General features: G+C 63.3%; 12 protein-coding genes and 1 pseudogene. 11 read left to right on the forward strand and 2 right to left on the reverse strand.

Features of this window, described 5'->3' with window-relative positions; all coding sequences use genetic code 11:
• Window positions 1-62: 62 nt before the first annotated feature.
• Window positions 63-2,495, reverse strand: coding sequence for a penicillin-binding protein 1A (locus AC1RL5_RS19095; RefSeq protein ID WP_492589557.1), 2,433 nt, complete (start codon window positions 2,493-2,495; stop codon window positions 63-65).
• Between the two features lie 220 nt (window positions 2,496-2,715).
• Between AC1RL5_RS19095 and pilM the strand changes: the two genes are divergently transcribed.
• From pilM to hemE, 11 genes and pseudogenes are all read left to right on the forward strand, one after another.
• A complete protein-coding gene (gene pilM, locus AC1RL5_RS19100) occupies window positions 2,716-3,777 on the forward strand; it encodes a type IV pilus assembly protein PilM (RefSeq protein WP_492589520.1) in 1,062 nt (353 codons plus the stop codon).
• The gene (locus AC1RL5_RS19105) at window positions 3,777-4,343 is read left to right on the forward strand and encodes a PilN domain-containing protein (RefSeq protein ID WP_072452084.1); all 567 of its coding nucleotides are present in this window, start codon (window positions 3,777-3,779) and stop codon (window positions 4,341-4,343) included. Before pilM ends, AC1RL5_RS19105 begins: the two co-directional genes overlap by 1 nt.
• Window positions 4,340-4,963 (forward strand): type IV pilus inner membrane component PilO, encoded by a 624-nt coding sequence (locus tag AC1RL5_RS19110; RefSeq protein WP_072452083.1) that lies wholly within the window; start codon window positions 4,340-4,342, stop codon window positions 4,961-4,963. The genes AC1RL5_RS19105 and AC1RL5_RS19110 overlap by 4 nt, the downstream gene beginning before the upstream one ends.
• Window positions 4,960-5,490, forward strand: coding sequence for a pilus assembly protein PilP (locus AC1RL5_RS19115; RefSeq protein WP_072452082.1), 531 nt, complete (start codon window positions 4,960-4,962; stop codon window positions 5,488-5,490). Before AC1RL5_RS19110 ends, AC1RL5_RS19115 begins: the two co-directional genes overlap by 4 nt.
• Window positions 5,491-5,600: 110 nt before the next feature.
• Window positions 5,601-7,256: pseudogene (locus AC1RL5_RS19120) on the forward strand (type IV pilus secretin PilQ); the annotation flags it as partial.
• A gap of 4 nt (window positions 7,257-7,260) precedes the next feature.
• Complete coding sequence (gene aroK / locus AC1RL5_RS19125; RefSeq protein ID WP_011058824.1) at window positions 7,261-7,779, forward strand: shikimate kinase AroK; 519 nt, start codon at window positions 7,261-7,263, stop codon at window positions 7,777-7,779.
• Between the two features lie 145 nt (window positions 7,780-7,924).
• Entirely contained in the window at window positions 7,925-9,025 is a 1,101-nt protein-coding gene (gene aroB, locus AC1RL5_RS19130; RefSeq protein WP_072452080.1) for a 3-dehydroquinate synthase, read from the forward strand.
• 10 nt (window positions 9,026-9,035) lie between these two features.
• Complete coding sequence (locus AC1RL5_RS19135; RefSeq protein WP_492589521.1) at window positions 9,036-10,616, forward strand: SPOR domain-containing protein; 1,581 nt, start codon at window positions 9,036-9,038, stop codon at window positions 10,614-10,616.
• Between the two features lie 348 nt (window positions 10,617-10,964).
• Complete coding sequence (gltB, locus tag AC1RL5_RS19140) at window positions 10,965-15,413, forward strand: glutamate synthase large subunit (protein ID WP_492589522.1); 4,449 nt, start codon at window positions 10,965-10,967, stop codon at window positions 15,411-15,413.
• Between the two features lie 33 nt (window positions 15,414-15,446).
• Window positions 15,447-16,865 carry an FAD-dependent oxidoreductase gene (locus tag AC1RL5_RS19145; protein WP_011058828.1) on the forward strand — a complete coding sequence of 473 codons (1,419 nt, stop codon included), beginning with the start codon at window positions 15,447-15,449 and terminating at the stop codon, window positions 16,863-16,865.
• 251 nt (window positions 16,866-17,116) lie between these two features.
• Entirely contained in the window at window positions 17,117-18,184 is a 1,068-nt protein-coding gene (gene hemE / locus AC1RL5_RS19150; protein WP_041115348.1) for a uroporphyrinogen decarboxylase, read from the forward strand.
• 136 nt (window positions 18,185-18,320) lie between these two features.
• Here hemE and AC1RL5_RS19155 read toward each other — a convergent pair whose 3' ends face one another.
• The gene (locus AC1RL5_RS19155) at window positions 18,321-19,589 is read right to left on the reverse strand and encodes an MFS transporter (protein ID WP_053148680.1); all 1,269 of its coding nucleotides are present in this window, start codon (window positions 19,587-19,589) and stop codon (window positions 18,321-18,323) included.
• Window positions 19,590-19,638 lie beyond the last annotated feature (49 nt).

The raw sequence follows: 19,638 nt of genomic DNA on the forward strand, positions 1-19,638 counted from the left end.
GCTTGCCCGCTGTAGGAGCGGGCACGCCGGCGAAGGTTGCCGCGTTCGCGGCTCCCCTGGCGCTAGAACAGATCGATCGGCGCCGCTTCGTCCGCGGGCAGCGGGCTGCCTGGTACGGCGCCATTGCCCAGTTCGTTGACCGAGGGCGGAGTGTCTTCGCTCTTGAACAGTTCGAAGTAGGCATTGGGCGTGCCGGGTGTGGCGGCGCGGCCGCTGACCGGGTCTACCCGCAGGCTGAGAATGCCTTCCGGCTCTGGCTGGGTGTGTGGCGGCTTGTCCTTGAGGGCGGCGCCCATGAAGCTCATCCAGATCGGCAGTGCCACGGTGCCGCCGTATTCGCGGCGCCCGAGGCTTTCCGGCTGGTCGAAACCGGTCCATACGGTAGTCACGTAGTCGGCGTTGTAGCCGGAGAACCAGGCATCCTTGGACTCGTTGGTGGTACCGGTCTTGCCCGCCAGGTCGGTACGGCCCAAGGCCAGTGCGCGGCGTCCGGTACCCAGCTTGATCACGTCCTGGAGCATGCTGTTGAGGATGTAGGTGGTACGGCCATCGATGATCCGCTCGGCAACCGCCGGGACTTGCGTCGCTGCCGGAGCCGAGGTTTCACCGGCCACGTTGTTGATCGTGAAGTTGTGCTCAGGGGCGGCGATGCCGCTGGTGGCCGTATTGCCGGTGGGGGCGCTTGGCGGGTTGGCGCTGAACAGCAGTTCGCCGTTGCGGCTTTCGATCTTGTCGATGATGTACGGGGTGATCTTGTAGCCGCCGTTGGCAAAGGTGCTCCAGCCGGTGGCGATTTCCATCGGCGTCAGGGTTGCGGTACCCAGGGCCAGGGACAGGTTGCGCGGCAGGTCCTGCTTGTTGAAGCCGAACTTGCTGATGTAGTCGATGGTGCGGTCCACGCCCATGCTCTGCAGCAGGCGGATCGACACCAGGTTGCGCGACTTGTACAGCGCCTCGCGCATGCGGATCGGGCCTAGGAAGGTGTTGGTGTCGTTCTTCGGGCGCCAGACCTTGTCCAGGTATTCGTCGACGAACACGATAGGTGCGTCGTTCACCAGGCTGGCCGGGGTGTAGCCGTTATCCAGGGCGGCGCTATAGATGAACGGCTTGAAGCTGGAGCCGGGCTGGCGCTTGGCCTGCATCGCACGGTTGTAGTTGCTCTGCTCGAAGGCGAAGCCGCCCACCAGGGCGCGGATCGCACCGTTCTGCGGGTCCAGCGTCACCAGGGCGCCCTGGGCGACCGGGATCTGGCTGAACTTCAACGAGTTGTCCGCCTGGCGCTGCACGCGGATCAGGTCGCCGACCTGGGCCACGTCCGCCGGTTGGCGCGGGACCGGGCCCATGCTGTTGGTATTGAGGAACGGCCGGGCCCATTTCATGCTGTCCCAGGCCACATGTTCTTCGCCGTTGCGGGTCAGCACCTGGAGGCCATTCTTCTCTACCAGGGTGACGATCGCCGGTTCCAGGCCGCTGATGGTCCGCTGCTTGGTCAGTTCGCTGGCCCAGGCCGCCTGGGTCTTGCCTGGCAGGCGCGATTCCGGGCCGCGATAGCCGTGGCGCTGGTCGTAGGTCATCAGGCCTTCATGGACCGCGGTGTTGGCCATTTCCTGCAGATCGCTGGGCACCGTGGTGGTGACCCGGAAACCTTCGGTGTAGGCATCGCTGCCATAGCGGCCGACCATTTCGGCCCGGGCCATCTCGGCGATGTACGGGGCGTTCACTTCCGGAGTCGGTACGTGATAGCTGGCGTTCAACGGTTCGTTGATTGCCTCGGTGTAGGCCGCTTCGGTGATCTTGCCGAGCTTGTACATGCGCCCCAGGATCCAGTCGCGACGTTCCTTGCTGCGTGCCGGGTTGGCCAGGGGGTTGAAGCGCGAAGGCGCCTTGGGCAGGCCGGCGATCATCGCCATCTGCGCCAGGCTCACGTCACGGATGGACTTGCCGTAATACACCTGGGCCGCTGCCTCGATTCCGTAGGCACGGTTGCCCAGGTAGATCTTGTTGACGTACAGCTCGAGGATCTCGTCCTTGGTCAGCTGCCGTTCGATCTGCAGAGCCAGGAGGATCTCGGTGGTCTTGCGCGAGAAGCTGCGCTCGTTGGTCAGGAAGAAGTTCTTCGCCACTTGCATGGTGATGGTACTGCCGCCGGACTGGATGTGTCCGCTCTTGACCAGCTGGGTTGCGGCACGCATCAGGCTGCTGGGGTCAACCCCGTAATGGTTAGCGAAGTTGTCGTCTTCAGCACTTAGTAACGCATTGATGAAGTTGGGCGGAATGTCGGCGAAACGTATGGGAGTACGGCGCATTTCACCGAATTCAGCGATCAGTTTGCCGTCGCTGCTGTACACCCGCAGGGGAATCTGCAACTGGATGCTTCTCAGGGCCTCAACCGACGGCAAGCCGGGACTAAGATAGAGAAACGCACCGGAGAGGGCGAGGAGGAGCCCGCAGAACACCGCGACGATGGACCACCCGAAAAACTTCAGCAGACGAATCAAGGCTTTTGGATTTCCAGAGAAAGGAATGAATTAGGCGTCAGGGCATTCACGGACATCAGGGGCCGGCCCACGCAGCAGGTAAAAGCGGAAAAAAAACGCTGGGCATTATAAGCATTTTCCGCCGAGAGCGTCATTTGCCCGTCTGTCAAGACGTGACCATTGAACGCAATGCAGCTTAAGCAGTCCGTAAGTCACGGATAGTCATAGGGAATTGGTCGTGCTTGGACTCTTCAGCAAAAAGCCGAGTTCCCTTATGGGGATCGATATCAATGCGACATCGGTCACGCTTCTGGCCCTGGGGCGCCAGGGGCAGGGGTACCGGGTCGAGGCCTACGCCAGGGAGCCCCTGGCGCCCAATACTGTGCTTGACCAGCACATTGCCGACCCCGAGGCCCTGGCCGCGGCCCTGTCCCGCGCCTGGCTCAAGACGGGCAGCCGGCTCAAGGGGGCGGCGGTAGCGGTGGCCGGCGAGGCGGTGATCAGCAAACTGATCGATATGCCGGCGGGCCTGCACACCGACGAACTGGAGCAGCAGGTCCGGCTGGAAGCCGGCCAGTACATTCCCTATCCCCTGGAAGACGTGGCCCTGGATTTTGAAGTGCAGGGGCCGGTGCCCGGTTATCCGCAGCGGGTTCAGGTGCTGCTGGTGGCCTGTCGCAACGAGCGGGTAGAAGCCCTGGAAACGGTATTGGGCCTGGCCGGCCTGACAGCCCGGGTGGTGGATACCCAGCCCCTGGCTCTGGAGCGCTGCCTGTTGCTGCTGGCGGCGCACCTGCCGCTGGCGACTCCTGGCGCCGTGGCGTTGCTGGATATAGGCCCGGCCCTCAGCCGTTTCAGCGTCCTGCACGGCCAGCGAGTGATCTATAGCCGTGAGCAGCTTTTCGGTAGCGGGCCTCTGATTGAAGCGCTCCAGCGTCGATACGGGCTGACACTGGAGCAGGCATTGCTGGCGCAGAGCCAGGGCTGTTTGCCACAGGGCTGCGCCGAAGAGTTGCTGCAACCCTTCGAGCAGGAGGTGCTGCAACAGGTCAGCCGTTCCCTGCAGCAGTTCGCCACCTCGCCTCAGCAACAGCCCCTGGTGCAACTGCTGCTGGCCGGAGACGGTAGCGGCCTGGCCGGCCTGGAGCGGCGGGTGGAGGGCGAGACAGGCATCGATACGTCGCTGGCCAATCCTTTCCGGGCCATGCCGATGGGGCCTCGAGTCGACCCCCAGGTATTGAATGAACAGGCGCCGAACCTGCTCCTGGCCTGTGGCCTGGCCCTGCGAGGGTTCGACTGATGGCGCGGATCAACCTGTTGCCCTGGCGCGAGGCCTCGCGCGAACTGAGGCGTCGGCGTTTCCTGCAGATGCTGGCGATGATGGTCGTGCTCGGGGCCGGGGTCATTCTGTTGGCCGACGCCTATATAAGCCGGGTGATCGAGCGCCAGCATTTGCGCAACCAGTATCTGGGCCAGGCGACGGCACGCCTGGATGAGCAGATCGCCAGCATCCAGGGGCTCAAGGCGCAACGACAGCAGTTGCTCGAACGCATGGGCATCATCGAAGAGCTGCAGGGCAACCGCTCCAACAGTGTGCGGATTTTTCAGCAGTTGGCCCGCAGCCTGCCTGATGGCGTGTACTTCACCGAGGTGGATCTGCAGGGGCAGAACCTTGGAATCAGCGGTGCCGCCGAGTCAAACAACAGGGTGTCCGACCTGATGCGCAATCTGCAGGCTGCCGAGGGTTTTGCTGCCCCCAGCCTGACCGAGGTGAAGAACGCGGTGGACGCCCAGCAAGGGCTGGACAACCTGTTCCGGCTGAATGTCGGGCAGACGCCCGGGCCAACCGGGGAGCTTCGGCAATGACCCGCCGACAATGGCTGGCAGAGTTGCGGCGTATCGATCTGCGGGAGCTGGAGCTGGCCAACCTGGGCTCCTGGCCCGGGCCGGCCAGGAGTCTGGTGGCGGCCCTGCTTCTGCTGCTGGTTCTGCTAGTGGGCTACGGCTTTTACCTGAGCCCGCACCTGGAGCAACTGGAGCGCCAGCGCCAGGAGGAAACTCGTCTCCGGCAGGAGTTTGCCGGCAAGGCGCGCCAGGGAGCCAATTTGCCGCGCTACCAGGAGCAGTTGGCCGTCATACGCAACAGCTTCGACCTGCTGTTGCGTCAGTTGCCCAGCGACACCGAGGTCCCCGGCCTGCTGGAGGACATCAGTCGCGTGGGGCTGGGCAGTGGCCTGGCCTTCGAGGAAATCAGGCTGCAACCGGAGGTGGCCAGGCAGTTCTACGTCGAGTTGCCGATCCAGATTACTGTCACGGGGGCCTATCACGACCTGGCGAGCTTCGTCAGTGGCGTCGCCGGCCTGCCGCGCATCGTCACCTTGCATGATTTTCGCATTCAGCCTGTGGCGGTGGGCAATCCGGCGCTGTTGCGCATGAGCATCGAGGCGCGCACCTACAGGTACGACGCTCCGGAGCCGCACTCATGAGGCGCCTGCGCTGGGCGGTGCTTGGCTGCCTTTGTGCCGGGCTGTGGGGGTGTGGTGGCGCCGACGACGACTTTGCCGACCTGGACGCCTACATGAACCAGATGCGCCTGCAAGCGCCCGGGCCGATTGAACCAATGCCGGTAATCCGGTCTTACCCCTCGTTCACCTATGACGCCAGCGCATTGCGTAGTCCGTTCCAGCCGCCGCAAAGGCTTGACCTGGCGGCCCGTCGGCAAGGGGCCAGTGCGGTCCGGCCCGACCCGCAGCGAGCCCGGCAATACCTGGAGGGGTTCGATATCGAGCAGTTGCAAATGGTCGGGACCCTGTCCAACGCCTCCGGGAGCTTTGCCCTGTTGCGCGGCGCGGGTGGCGTCCACCGCTTGCAGGTGGGCGACTACCTGGGGCGCAACGAAGGCCGGGTTGTGACCATCAGCGAATCGCAGATCGAGGTGGTGGAAATTGTTCCCGATGGAGCGGGAGCCTGGCTGGAGCGGCCGCGAACACTGGCGCTGAAAAAACACTCTTAAGTGGAATCTGGAAAATGAACAGGACTGTTTCAGCCCTCGGTGTAGCGCTATGGATAGCGCTGCTGGCACCGCTGGTCGGCGCCGCCGAGCCCAAGCCCGCTGCTCCGGGGACGGCAGCTCGGGCGCCTGCAAAGCCGCGGGCAGTGTCCGGGTCGATACGCGGCGTGGATTTTCAGCGCGGCGAGGAGGGCGAAGGCAATGTGCTGATCGACCTGTCCGACCCGCGCATCGCTGTCGATGTCCAGCGGCGCGAGGGCCGGATTGTCCTCGATTTTGCCCGTACCCAATTGCCCGAGGCGCTGCGGGTTCGCCTGGACGTCAAGGATTTCGCCACCCCGGTGCAGTACATCACTGCGGATACGGCTGCCGGGCGTACCACCGTCACCCTGGAGCCCAAGGGCGCCTTCGACTATTCCACCTTCCAGACCGACAACCGCCTGACGGTCAGTGTCCGCCCCCTGGCCGAGAGCAGCAGCAGGGCGGCTGCGGCCCGACCTGCCTACAAGGGGGAAAAGCTCTCGCTGAACTTTCAGGACATCGAGGTGCGCTCGGTGTTGCAACTGATCGCCGATTTCACGGGCCTCAACCTGGTGGCCAGCGACACGGTGCAGGGCGGCATCACCCTGCGCCTGCAGAACGTGCCCTGGGATCAGGCCCTGGATCTGGTGCTACGGACCAAGGGCCTTGATTCGCGCAAGATCGGCAATGTGCTGCTAGTGGCTCCGGCGGATGAGATTGCCGCCCGGGAGCGTCAGGAACTGGAGTCACAGAAGCAGCTGGAGGACCTGGCGCCGTTGCGTCGGGAGCTGCTGCAGGTCAACTACGCCAAGGCGACGGACATCGCCAAGCTGTTCCAGTCGGTGACCCGTGCCGAGGAAAAAGCCGATGAGCGTGGCTCGATCACCGTGGACGAGCGCACCAACAGCATCATTGCCTACCAGAGCCAGGAGCGCCTCGACGAACTTCGGCGCATCGTCTCCCAGCTGGATGTTCCGGTGCGCCAGGTGATGATCGAAGCGCGCATCGTCGAGGCCAACGTTGACTACGACAAGAGCCTGGGCGTGCGCTGGGGCGGCTCGGTGCAGAACCAGGGCAACTGGAGTGCCAGCGGGGTGCAGAACGCTGCCAGCGGTTCCAGCAGCATCGGCGCTCCGGGCAGCGGCGGCAGCAACTCGCCCTTTGTCGATCTGGGGGCTAGCGCCCATACCTCGGGCATCGGTATCGCCTACATCACCGACAACGTGCTGCTGGACCTGGAGTTGACAGCCATGGAGAAGACCGGCAACGGCGAGATCGTTTCCCAGCCCAAGGTGGTCACCTCCGACAAGGAAACCGCAAAGATCCTCAAGGGCACCGAGATCCCCTACCAGGAAGCCAGCTCCAGCGGCGCTACCTCGGTGTCCTTCAAGGAGGCGTCGCTGTCGCTTGAAGTGACGCCGCAGATCACCCCGGACAACCGCATCATCATGGAGGTCAAGGTCACCAAGGATGAGCCGGACTACCTGAACAAGGTCCAGGATGTACCGCCGATCAAGAAGAACGAGGTCAATGCCAAGGTACTGGTCAACGACGGGGCGACCATCGTCATCGGCGGGGTTTTCTCGAATACCCAGAGCAAGGTTGTAGATAAAGTGCCATTTCTTGGCGATGTGCCGTATCTTGGCCGCCTTTTCCGGCGTGACGTGGTGTCGGAGAAAAAATCCGAGCTGCTGGTATTTCTCACTCCGCGTATCATGAACAACCAGGCGATTGCTGTGAGTCGTTGATTCTGTGCGAAATTTGATTCTTGTTGGGCCGATGGGGGCTGGAAAAAGCACCATCGGTCGCTTACTGGCCAAAGAGCTGCGCCTGCCATTCAAAGATTCCGATAAGGAAATTGAACTGCGTACAGGCGCAAATATCCCGTGGATCTTCGATAAGGAAGGCGAACCGGGCTTTCGTGATCGCGAACAGGCGATGATCGCCGAGCTCTGTGGCACTGACGGCGTGGTCCTGGCCACTGGCGGTGGTGCAGTGATGCGCGAGGCCAATCGTCGGGCGCTGCACGCTGGCGGACGAGTGGTGTATCTGCACGCCTCGGTCGAGCAACAGGTGGGGCGCACCGCCCGGGACCGCAATCGTCCCCTGCTGCGCACCGCCGATCCGGCCAAGACCCTGCGCGACCTGCTGGAAATCCGCGACCCGCTTTATCGGGAAATCGCCGATCTGGTGGTGGAAACCGATGAGCGGCCGCCACGAATGGTGGTGCTGGACATACTGGAGCGCCTGCAGCAGCTGCCACCCCGTTAATGCGTCGAGCGAAATGCGCTATTCTCGGCGTCGCGCCAGACCGCCAAGGTGTGGCGCAGAGCTATCGGGCTGCGTCAGAAGACCAGGCGAGGCCCATCGTCAATGCAGGGCACAATGCCTGCTTCCATCTTCACTGTGGGGACACATGCAGACACTTAAGGTCGATCTAGGCGAGCGCAGCTACCCGATTCACATTGGTGAAGGTCTGTTGGACCAGCCCGAGCTGCTGGTGCCGCATATCGCCGGGCGGCAAGTGGCGATCATTTCCAATGAGACCGTCGCGCCGCTTTACCTTGAGCGTCTGACCCGCAGCCTGGGGCAGTTCTCGGTGATCTCGGTGGTCCTGCCCGATGGCGAGGCCTACAAGAACTGGGAAACCCTGCAGTTGATCTTCGATGGCCTGCTCACTGCGCGCCACGATCGACGCACTACCATCATCGCCCTCGGTGGCGGCGTGATCGGTGATATGGCCGGCTTTGCCGCGGCCTGCTACCAGCGGGGCGTGGATTTCATCCAGATTCCTACCACCCTCCTGTCCCAGGTGGACTCTTCGGTGGGTGGCAAGACCGGTATCAACCACCCGCTGGGCAAGAACATGGTCGGCGCCTTCTACCAGCCGAACGTGGTGCTGATCGATACCACCAGCCTTAACACCCTGCCCAGCCGCGAGCTGTCGGCAGGTCTGGCGGAAGTGATCAAGTACGGCCTGATCTGCGACGAGCCCTTCCTTACCTGGCTGGAAGAGAACGTCGACCGCCTGCGGGGCCTGGACCAGCAGGCCCTGACTTACGCCATCGAGCGCTCCTGTGCGGCCAAGGCCGCGGTAGTGGGTGCCGACGAACGTGAATCGGGAGTGCGGGCCACCCTCAACCTGGGGCATACCTTCGGCCACGCCATCGAAACCCACATGGGGTACGGTGTGTGGCTGCACGGTGAGGCGGTGGCTGCTGGCACCGTAATGGCCCTGGAAATGTCCGCGCGCCTGGGCTGGATCACCAGCCAGGAGCGTGACCGCGGTATTCGCCTGTTCCAGCGCGCGGGCTTGCCGGTCATCCCGCCAGAGGAAATGAGCGAAGCGGATTTTCTCGAACACATGGCAATTGACAAGAAAGTGATCGACGGTCGTTTGCGTCTGGTGCTGTTGCGCCGCATGGGCGAAGCCGTAGTGACCGACGATTATCCGAAAGAGGTTTTACAGGCCACGCTGGGAGCGGACTACCGCGCCCTGGCTCAGCTTAAAGGTTAATAAGATCCCGATGACTAGTTTGCACGCCGACGAGGCTTTCCTCGGCCATTACCAGTTGAGCCACGATCCTTTCACTCCCCGGGTCCCTGGCTTCAAGTTCTTTCCTGCCCAGCGCAAGCCCGTGCTGGGGCAACTGCATCACCTGGCTCGATACAGCCAGTTGCTGCTGGTGGTCACCGGGCCTCAGGGCAGCGGCAAGACCCTGCTGCGCCAGGCGCTGGTAGCCAGTACCAACAAACAATCGGTGCAGAGCGTGGTGGTGTCGGCCCGCGGTGCCGGCGACGCTGCCGGCGTGCTGCGCCAGGTGGCCCAGGCGCTGAATGTGGCCGAGGCCGAAATCGGCGCGATCCTCGCCCAGATAGTGCAGCTGGCCCTGACCGGTCAGGAAGTCTATCTGCTGGTGGATGACGCCGAGCAGCTCGACGAGTCCGCCCTCGAGGCCCTGCTGGCCCTGGCGGCCGGCGCTCCGGAAGGTCGTCCCCATGTGTTCCTGTTCGGCGAGTCGTCGCTGATCGCCGCACTGGACCAGCTCAATACCGAGGAAGAGCGCTTCCACGTCATCGAGTTGCAGCCTTATACCGAAGAGGAAACCCGCGAATATCTGGCCCAGCGGCTTGAAGGTGCGGGGCAGGGCATCGAACTTTTCTCCGCAGATCAGATCAGTGATATTCACGAAGGCTCCGATGGCTGGCCGGGCAACATCAACCAGGTCGCCAGGGATGCAATGATCGAAGCAATGATCGCCAGCCGCTCTGCGGTCAAGCGTCCAAGTATGGGGTTCAACATGCCGAAGAAACACGTATTGGCCATCTCCGCTGTCGTGGTGGTGGCCGTGGCCGCGGCCTGGTTGATGCCGGGCCGCAGCAAGGCTCCAACCACCGGCGCTCCGGCCAATGAGCAAGCGCAACTGCCTTTGGGGCAAACACCGACACCCAATGCCAATGGCAGCCCGTCAGTAGAGTTCGCCGGTTCGTCACAGCCAATGCCGCTGCCGTTGGTCGGCCAGTCGCAGCCCGTGATGCGCGGTCCTCTGGCCGAAGCCGCAGGGGGTATCAGCGAGGGTGACGACGGGGTGCCGGTTGAAGGCTCCAGCGCCGTTCCACCGACCGTGACCACCACCGCGCCGCCTGCTGGGGCTACGGCTGGCCCGACGCCGACTCCGGCAGCGCGTCCAACCCCGGCACCGACCCAGGTGGCCACGGCCAAGCCTGCACCTGCCGCCAAGCCGGCAGAAAAACCAGTGGCAGCCAAGCCTGCTCCGGCCAAGCCGGCCGAGAAGCCGGTCACCGTGGCCAAGGCCGCCGGTGGCAGCTGGTACGCTGGCCAGGCGCCAGGCAACTACGTGGTGCAAATCCTCGGCACCAGCTCGGAAGCCACCGCGCAGAACTTCGTCAAGGAACAGGGCGGCGAATACCGCTACTTCAAGAAAGTCCTCAACGGCAAGCCGCTGTATGTGATCACCTACGGCAACTTCGCAAGCCGCGATGCAGCGGTCAGCGCCATCAAATCCTTGCCAGCGAAGGTTCAGGCTGGTAAACCTTGGCCTCGCACTGTCGCTAGCGTTCAACAAGAACTGGCAACAACTCGCTGAAGATTCGGCGGCCTTACCCAGGCCGCCTCTCCCGGCAACCTCAAATTTCCGCATCGGCATGCTGCCTTACAGGCCGCGTGCCTTGTGGTGTCTGCGTCACAGTAGTTTTTGAGTCGCGGCAGTCAAAAGCAAAACTTTTTGACTAGCACAGCATATCGCTTTAAAACGTTCATAAATGCGACATGAATTTACGACAGATCGTCGCTAAATTTGTGGGGCTTTGTGTCGGTGTGTACAATGACCTCCCTTTTGCCCCCGCAAAGCTGGCGTACGTTCGGTGCGGAATGCAAGTGGTTGAATTGAAAAGAAATTTGCCTCTAAAAGAGGCAGCCTGGTGAGAAAGTGTCTATGAAAGCAGGTCTGTACCAACCAGATGAATTTAAGGATAACTGTGGTTTCGGCCTGATAGCCCATATGCAGGGCGAACCCAGTCATACCCTGTTGAAAACGGCCATTGAGGCCCTGACCTGCATGACCCACCGCGGTGGGATCAACGCGGACGGCAAGACCGGCGACGGTTGCGGTCTGCTGATGCAAAAGCCCGACCTGTTCCTGCGCGCAGTCGCCACGGAGCACTTCGGCATCGAGCTGCCCAAGCAATATGCGGTGGGCATGGTGTTCTTCAACCAGGACCCGGTGAAAGCCGAAGCCGCTCGCGAAAACATGAACCGCGAGATCCTCGCCGCCGGCCTGCAACTGGTGGGCTGGCGCAAAGTGCCGATCGATACCAGTGTGCTCGGGCGTCTGGCCCTGGAGCGCCTGCCGCAGATCGAGCAAGTGTTCATCGGCGGCCAGGGCCTGAGCGACCAGGATTTCGCCATCAAGCTGTTCAGCTCCCGTCGTCGTTCCTCGGTGGCCAACGCCGCCGACACCGACCACTACATCTGCAGCTTTTCCCACAAGACCATCATCTATAAGGGCCTGATGATGCCGGCGGACCTCGCCGCCTTCTATCCGGACCTGGGTGACGAACGCCTGCAAACCGCGATCTGCGTGTTCCACCAGCGCTTCTCCACCAACACCCTGCCGAAATGGCCGCTGGCCCAGCCATTCCGCTTCCTCGCCCACAACGGCGAGATCAACACCATCACCGGCAACCGCAACTGGGCCGTGGCCCGGCGCACCAAGTTCGCCAACGACCTGATCCCGGACCTGGAAGAGCTCGGCCCGCTGGTCAACCGCGTGGGTTCCGACTCCTCGAGCATGGACAACATGCTGGAGCTGATGGTCACCGGCGGCATCGACCTGTTCCGCGGCGTGCGCATGATCATTCCGCCAGCGTGGCAGAACGTCGAGACCATGGACGCCGACCTGCGCGCGTTCTACGAATACAACTCGATGCACATGGAGCCGTGGGACGGCCCGGCCGGCGTGGTCATGACCGACGGCCGCTACGCCGTCTGCCTGCTGGACCGCAACGGCCTGCGCCCGGCGCGCTGGGTCACCACCCAGAACGGCTTCATCACCCTGGCTTCGGAAATCGGCGTGTGGAACTACCAGCCCGAGGACGTGATCGCCAAGGGCCGGGTCGGCCCGGGCCAGATCTTTGCCGTGGACACCGAGACCGGGCAGATCCTCGACACCGACGCCATCGACAACCGTCTGAAGTCCCGTCATCCGTACAAGCAATGGCTGCGCAAGAATGCCCTGCGCATCCAGGCCACCATGGAAGACAACGACCACGGTTCGGCCTTCTACGACGTCGACCAGCTCAAGCAGTACATGAAGATGTACCAGGTCACCTTCGAAGAGCGTGACCAGGTGCTGCGCCCGCTGGGCGAGCAGGGCTACGAAGCGGTGGGTTCGATGGGCGACGATACGCCGATGGCGGTGCTGTCCCAGCGCGTGCGTACCCTCTACGACTATTTCCGCCAGCAGTTCGCCCAGGTCACCAACCCGCCGATCGACCCGCTGCGCGAAGCCATCGTCATGTCCCTGGAGATCTGCCTCGGTGCCGAGCGCAACATCTTCCAGGAGTCGCCCGAGCACGCTTCGCGAGTGATCCTCAGCTCGCCAGTGATCTCCCCGGCCAAGTGGCGTTCGCTGATGAACCTCGACCGCCCGGGTTTCGAGCGCCAGGTCATCGACCTCAACTACGACGAGAGCGTCGGTCTGGAAGCCGCGATCCGCAATGTCGCCGACCAGGCTGAAGAAGCCGCTCGCGCCGGCCGCACCCAGATCGTCCTCAGCGACCGTCATATTGCGCCGGGCAAGTTGCCGATCCACGCCTCCCTGGCCACCGGCGCGGTGCACCACCGCCTGACTGAAAAGGGCCTGCGCTGCGACTCCAACATCCTCGTGGAAACCGCCACCGCCCGCGATCCGCACCACTTCGCGGTGCTGATCGGGTTCGGCGCCTCGGCGGTCTATCCGTTCCTGGCCTACGAAGTGCTAGGCGACCTGATCCGTACCGGTGAAGTGCTGGGCGACCTCTACGAGGTGTTCAAGAACTACCGCAAGGGCATCACCAAGGGCCTGCTGAAGATCCTGTCGAAGATGGGCATCTCCACCATCGCCTCTTACCGTGGCGCGCAGCTGTTCGAAGCCATCGGCCTGTCCGAGGAGGTCTGCAACCTGAGCTTCCGTGGCGTGCCGAGCCGGATCAAGGGCGCACGTTTCGTCGACATCGAAGCCGAGCAGAAAGCCCTGGCGACCGAAGCCTGGAGCCCGCGCAAGCCGATCCAGCAAGGCGGCCTGCTGAAGTTCGTCCACGGTGGCGAGTACCACGCCTACAACCCGGACGTGGTCAACACCCTGCAAGCCGCCGTGCAGCAGGGCGACTACGCCAAGTTCAAGGAATACACCGCGCTGGTGGACAACCGCCCGGTGTCGATGATCCGCGACCTGTTCCAGGTGAAGACCCTGGACACGCCGATGGACATCAGCGAAGTCGAGCCCCTGGAGTCGATCCTCAAGCGCTTCGACTCCGCCGGCATCTCCCTGGGCGCCCTGTCGCCGGAGGCTCACGAAGCCCTGGCCGAAGCCATGAACCGCCTCGGCGCGCGTTCCAACTCCGGTGAGGGCGGCGAAGACCCGGCGCGCTACGGCACCATCAAGAGCTCTAAGATCAAGCAAGTGGCCACTGGCCGTTTCGGCGTGACCCCGGAATACCTGGTCAACGCCGAAGTGCTGCAGATCAAGGTGGCCCAGGGCGCCAAGCCCGGCGAGGGCGGCCAGCTGCCTGGTGGCAAGGTCAACGGCCTGATCGCCAAGCTGCGCTACGCAGTCCCCGGCGTGACCCTGATTTCGCCTCCGCCGCACCACGACATCTATTCGATCGAAGACTTGTCGCAGCTGATCTTCGACCTCAAGCAGGTCAACCCTCAGGCGCTGGTGTCGGTGAAGCTGGTGGCCGAAGCCGGCGTTGGCACCATCGCTGCCGGTGTGGCCAAGGCCTATGCCGACCTGATCACCATCTCCGGCTACGACGGCGGCACCGGCGCTTCGCCGCTGACCTCGATCAAGTACGCCGGTGCGCCGTGGGAACTGGGCCTGGCGGAAACCCACCAGACCCTGCGCGGCAACGACCTGCGCGGCAAGGTCCGGGTGCAGACCGACGGCGGCCTGAAAACCGGCCTCGACGTGATCAAGGCAGCCATCCTCGGCGCCGAGAGCTTCGGCTTCGGCACCGCGCCGATGATCGCCCTGGGTTGCAAGTACCTGCGCATCTGCCACCTGAACAACTGCGCCACCGGCGTGGCGACCCAGAACGAGAAACTGCGCAAGGATCACTACATCGGCACCGTCGACATGGTGGTGAACTTCTTCACTTACGTCGCCGAGGAAACCCGTGAGTGGCTGGCCAAGCTTGGCGTGCGTTCCCTGGAGCAACTGATCGGCCGGACCGACCTGCTGGAGGTGCTGGAAGGCCAGACCGCTAAGCAGCATCACCTGGACCTGACCCCGTTGCTGGGCAGTGACCACATTCCGGCGGACAAGCCGCAGTTCTGCCAGGTGGACCGCAACCCGCCGTTCGACAAGGGCCTGCTGGCCGAGAAAATGGTCGAGATGGCCCGCTCGGCGATCAATGACAAGAGCGGCGCCGATTTCGCCCTGGATATCTGTAACTGCGACCGCTCCATCGGCGCACGGATCTCCGGCGAGATCGCCAGGCTCCACGGCAACCAGGGCATGGCCCAGGCGCCTATCACATTCCGCTTCAAGGGCACTGCGGGGCAGAGCTTCGGCGTGTGGAACGCCGGCGGCCTGAACCTCTACCTGGAAGGCGACGCCAACGACTACGTGGGCAAGGGCATGACCGGCGGCAAGCTGGTGATCGTTCCGCCCAAGGGCAGCGTCTACAAGACCCAGGACAGCGCCATTATCGGCAACACCTGCCTGTACGGCGCCACCGGCGGCAAGCTGTTCGCCGCTGGCACCGCGGGTGAGCGTTTCTCCGTGCGCAACTCCGGTGCCCACACCGTGGTGGAAGGCACTGGCGATCACTGCTGCGAGTACATGACCGGTGGTTTCGTCTGCGTCCTGGGCAAGACCGGTTACAACTTCGGCTCAGGCATGACCGGCGGTTTCGCCTATGTGCTGGACCAGGACAACACCTTCGTTGACCGGGTCAACCACGAACTGGTGGAAATCCAACGGATCAGCGGCGAAGCGATGGAAGCCTATCGCAGCCACCTGCAGCGCGTGCTGAACGAGTACGTCGAGGAAACCGACAGCGAATGGGGCCGTAACCTCGCCGAGAACCTCGACGACTACCTGCGCCGTTTCTGGTTGGTCAAGCCCAAGGCTGCCAGCTTGAAGTCGTTGCTTTCCAGCACCCGTGCCAACCCGCAGTGATATGCGCCTGAAGAGTGTGATGAGGTTTTGATAATGGCTGAACGTCTGAATAACGACTTCCAGTTCATCGATGTCGGGCGCAAGGATCCGAAGAAGAAACTGTTGCGTCAACGCAAGAAAGAGTTCGTGGAAATCTACGAACCCTTCAAACCCCAGCAGTCGGCCGACCAGGCCCACCGCTGCCTGGGTTGCGGTAACCCGTACTGTGAATGGAAGTGCCCGGTGCACAACTTCATTCCCAACTGGCTCAAGCTGGTGGCCGAGGGCAACATCCTCGCCGCCGCCGAGCTGTCGCACCAGACCAACACCCTGCCGGAAGTCTGCGGCCGGGTGTGCCCGCAGGATCGCCTGTGCGAGGGTGCCTGCACCCTCAACGACGGGTTTGGCGCGGTGACCATCGGTTCGGTGGAGAAGTACATCACCGACACCGCCTTCGCCATGGGCTGGCGCCCGGACATGTCCAAGGTCAAGCCCACCGGCAAACGCGTGGCGATCATTGGCGCGGGTCCGGCAGGCCTGGGCTGTGCCGACGTGCTGGTGCGTGGCGGCGTGACCCCGGTAGTGTTCGACAAGAACCCGGAAATCGGCGGTCTGCTGACCTTCGGTATCCCCGAGTTCAAGCTGGAAAAGACTGTGCTGAGCAATCGTCGCGAAGTCTTCAGCGGCATGGGCATCGAGTTCCGCCTCAACACCGAGGTGGGCAAGGACGTGACCATGGAGCAGCTGCTCGCCGAATACGATGCGGTGTTCATGGGCATGGGCACCTACACCTACATGAAGGGCGGCTTTGCCGGTGAGGACCTGCCGGGCGTCTATGACGCGCTGGATTTCCTGATCGCCAACGTCAACCGCAACCTGGGCTTTGAAAAGTCGCCGGAAGACTTCGTCGACATGAAAGGCAAGAAGGTGGTGGTGCTGGGCGGTGGCGACACCGCTATGGACTGCAACCGCACCTCGATCCGCCAGGGCGCCAAGTCGGTGACCTGCGCCTATCGTCGTGACGAAGCCAACATGCCCGGCTCGCGCAAAGAGGTGAAGAACGCCAAGGAAGAAGGCGTGAAGTTCCTCTACAACCGCCAGCCGATCGCCATTGTCGGTGAAGACCGCGTCGAAGGCGTGAAGGTGGTCGAGACCCGTCTCGGCGAGCCGGACGCCCGTGGCCGCCGCAGCCCCGAGCCGATCCCGGGTTCTGAAGAGATCATCCCGGCCGACGCCGTGGTCATCGCCTTCGGTTTCCGTCCAAGCCCGGCGCCATGGTTCGAGCAGTTCAGCATCCAGACCGACAGCCAGGGCCGTGTCGTGGCCCCGGAACAGGGCCAGTTCAAGCACCAGACCAGCAACCCGAAGATCTTTGCCGGTGGTGACATGGTGCGCGGTTCTGATCTTGTGGTGACGGCGATCTTCGAAGGGCGCAACGCCGCCGAAGGCATCCTCGACTACCTTGGCGTTTAAGCTGCTGCGCTCGGCAATGCTGCGCGCTGCACGCCTGCGGCGCTACGCAGAAACAGACTCGGAATGCTCATTGACAGCAGTCAACTCCGCTTCCTCGTCTGTTTTCGCCTTGCCTTGCCTTCGCTCGCGACGCTTAAACAACTGCTTGTAGTCCGCGACAAATTGACCTGATACATAAAAGGCACGGCTCTTGCCGTGCCTTTTGTGTCGCGCTCTGAGAAAATGCCCCCACTTTTTTTCCGGATGCCGACATGACTGCCCTGAAGAACGACCGTTTCCTTCGTGCCCTGCTCAAGCAACCCGTAGACGTCACCCCGGTGTGGATGATGCGTCAGGCTGGGCGCTACTTGCCTGAATACCGCGCCAGCCGTGCCAACGCCGGTGACTTCATGAGCCTGTGCATGAACCCGGCGTTCGCTTGCGAAGTCACGCTGCAGCCTCTGGACCGCTATCCACAGCTGGATGCGGCGATCCTCTTCTCCGACATCCTGACCATCCCCGATGCCATGGGCCAAGGCCTGTACTTTGAAACCGGCGAAGGCCCGCGCTTCAAGAAAGTGGTCAGCACCCTGGCCGACATCGAAGCCCTGCCGATCCCCGATCCGCACAAGGACCTGGGCTATGTAATGGATGCGGTCAGCACCATTCGTCGCGAACTCAACGGCCGTGTGCCGTTGATCGGTTTCTCCGGCAGCCCCTGGACCCTGGCCACCTACATGGTCGAAGGCGGCTCCTCCAAGGACTTCCGCAAGTCCAAGGCCATGCTCTACGACAACCCGCAAGCCATGCACCTGCTGCTGGACAAGCTGGCCCAGTCGGTCACCGCGTACCTGAACGGGCAGATCCGTGCCGGCGCGCAGGCGGTGCAGATCTTCGACAGCTGGGGCGGCAGCCTCTCGGCGGCGGCCTACCAGGAGTTCTCCCTGGCCTACATGCGCAAGATCGTCAGTGGCCTGATCCGCGAACACGACGGGCGCAAGGTTCCGGTGATCCTCTTCACCAAGGGCGGCGGCCTGTGGCTGGAAAGCATTGCCGATGCCGGCGCGGACAGCCTGGGCCTGGACTGGACCTGTGACATCGGCGAAGCCCGCCGCCGGGTCGGCAGCAAGGTATCGCTGCAAGGCAACATGGACCCTACCGTGCTCTACGCCAACCCGCAGGCGATCCGCAGCGAAGTTGCGCGCATCCTCGCCAGCTACGGCAAGGGCAGCGGCCACGTGTTCAACCTGGGCCACGGCATCACTCCGGAAGTGAAACCGGAGCACGCCGGAGCCTTCCTGGAAGCGGTGCACGAGTTGTCGGCGCAATACCACGAATAAGCGCCCCCCTAAAAAACGCCCGGCACCTGCCGGGCGTTTTCATTGGCGGACACTTTTTGCAGGAGCCAGCTTGCTGGCGAAAGGGCCCTCAAGACCTGCGCCTGCCTGGCGGAGCACTTCGCCGGCAAGCCTGCTCCTACAAAGGGGGGAGTTTGGCGAGTTTCATGGCGATCAACAGGGCTCCGATCAGCAAGGCGCCGATAAACAGGCCGATGCCGTTCCAACCCGCCAGGTGCCAGAACACCCCGCCGGCGGTGCCGGCGATGCTCGAGCCGGCGTAGTAGCTGAACAGGTACAGCGACGATGCCTGGCCCTTGGCTTTGGTGGCGCGACGGCCGATCCAGCTGCTGGCCACCGAGTGGGCACCGAAGAAGCCGAAGGTGAACAGCAGCATGCCGATCAGCACCAGGGACAGCGGGGTCAGCAGGGTCAGGGCGATCCCCGCCAGCATCAGCACGATGGTGCCCCAGAGCACCCGGCGCCGGCCCAGCTGGTCGGCCAGGGCGCCGATCTTCGCCGAGCTGTAGATGCCCGAGAGGTACACCACCGACAGCATCCCGACCCAGGCCTGGCTCAGTTGGTAGGGCTCGGCCAGCAGGCGGTAGCCGATGTAGTTGAACAGGGTGACGAAGGCCCCCATCAGCAGGAAACCTTCGAGGAACAGCCAGGGCAGGCCGGCATCGCGAAAGTGCATGGCAAAGCCGTCCAGCAGGCTGCGCGGGTGCAGCGAACGGGGGCGGAAATTGCGTGATTCGGGAAGGATGCGCCAGAACACCGCGGCAGCGATCAGTGCCAGGCCGCCGATCACCAGCATCGCCGTGTGCCAGCTGACGAAGTCGATCAGCACCCCGGTGATCAGTCGCCCGCTCATGCCGCCGATGGCGTTGCCACCGATGTACAGGCCCATGGCCAGGCCGATGTGCTGGGGGTGGATCTCCTCGCTCAGGTAAGTCATGGCCACCGCTGCCAGCCCGCTCAGGGACAGGCCCACCAGCGCGCGCATCAGCAGCACCCCGTGCCAGCTCGGCATCAGCGCACTGGCGATGGTGCACAGGGCGGCGGCCAGCAAGGCGGCGACCATCACCGGCTTGCGACCGATGCGGTCGGAAACCGGCCCGGTGATCAACAACCCGATGGCCAGCATGCCGGTGGCGACCGAGAGAATCAGGCTGCTCTGGGCGGCATTGATGGAAAAGTCCCGGGACAGCAGCGGCATCATCGGCTGTACGCAATACAGCAGGGCGAAGGTGGCAAAACCGCCGGAGAACAGCGCCAGCACGGTGCGCATGAACATCGGCGTGCCTTTTTCGATATAGGCCTCGTTGAGCTGGGCGACCACCTCGTCCAGGGGCGTGGCAGGGGGTTCGTGGGCGGAGGGGGCAACAGCGGCAACAGCGGATTTCACGGGGGACCTCGGGGGGAACGCAGCCGGTCAGGCAATGGAAAAAGCATAT

The sequence above is a fragment of the Pseudomonas sp. GW822-FHT06D10 genome (genome assembly GCF_058799535.1).

Bases quoted from the DNA above. Each gene is read 5' to 3' on its own strand.
- aroB (WP_072452080.1), top strand. From the start codon at position 7,925: ATGCAGACACTTAAGGTCGATCTAGGCGAGCGCAGCTACCCGATTCAC.
- AC1RL5_RS19135 (WP_492589521.1), top strand. From the start codon at position 9,036: ATGACTAGTTTGCACGCCGACGAGGCTTTCCTCGGCCATTACCAGTTG.
- AC1RL5_RS19115 (WP_072452082.1), top strand. From the start codon at position 4,960: ATGAGGCGCCTGCGCTGGGCGGTGCTTGGCTGCCTTTGTGCCGGGCTG.
- AC1RL5_RS19110 (WP_072452083.1), top strand. From the start codon at position 4,340: ATGACCCGCCGACAATGGCTGGCAGAGTTGCGGCGTATCGATCTGCGG.
- gltB (WP_492589522.1), top strand. From the start codon at position 10,965: ATGAAAGCAGGTCTGTACCAACCAGATGAATTTAAGGATAACTGTGGT.
- hemE (WP_041115348.1), top strand. From the start codon at position 17,117: ATGACTGCCCTGAAGAACGACCGTTTCCTTCGTGCCCTGCTCAAGCAA.
- AC1RL5_RS19145 (WP_011058828.1), top strand. From the start codon at position 15,447: ATGGCTGAACGTCTGAATAACGACTTCCAGTTCATCGATGTCGGGCGC.
- AC1RL5_RS19105 (WP_072452084.1), top strand. From the start codon at position 3,777: ATGGCGCGGATCAACCTGTTGCCCTGGCGCGAGGCCTCGCGCGAACTG.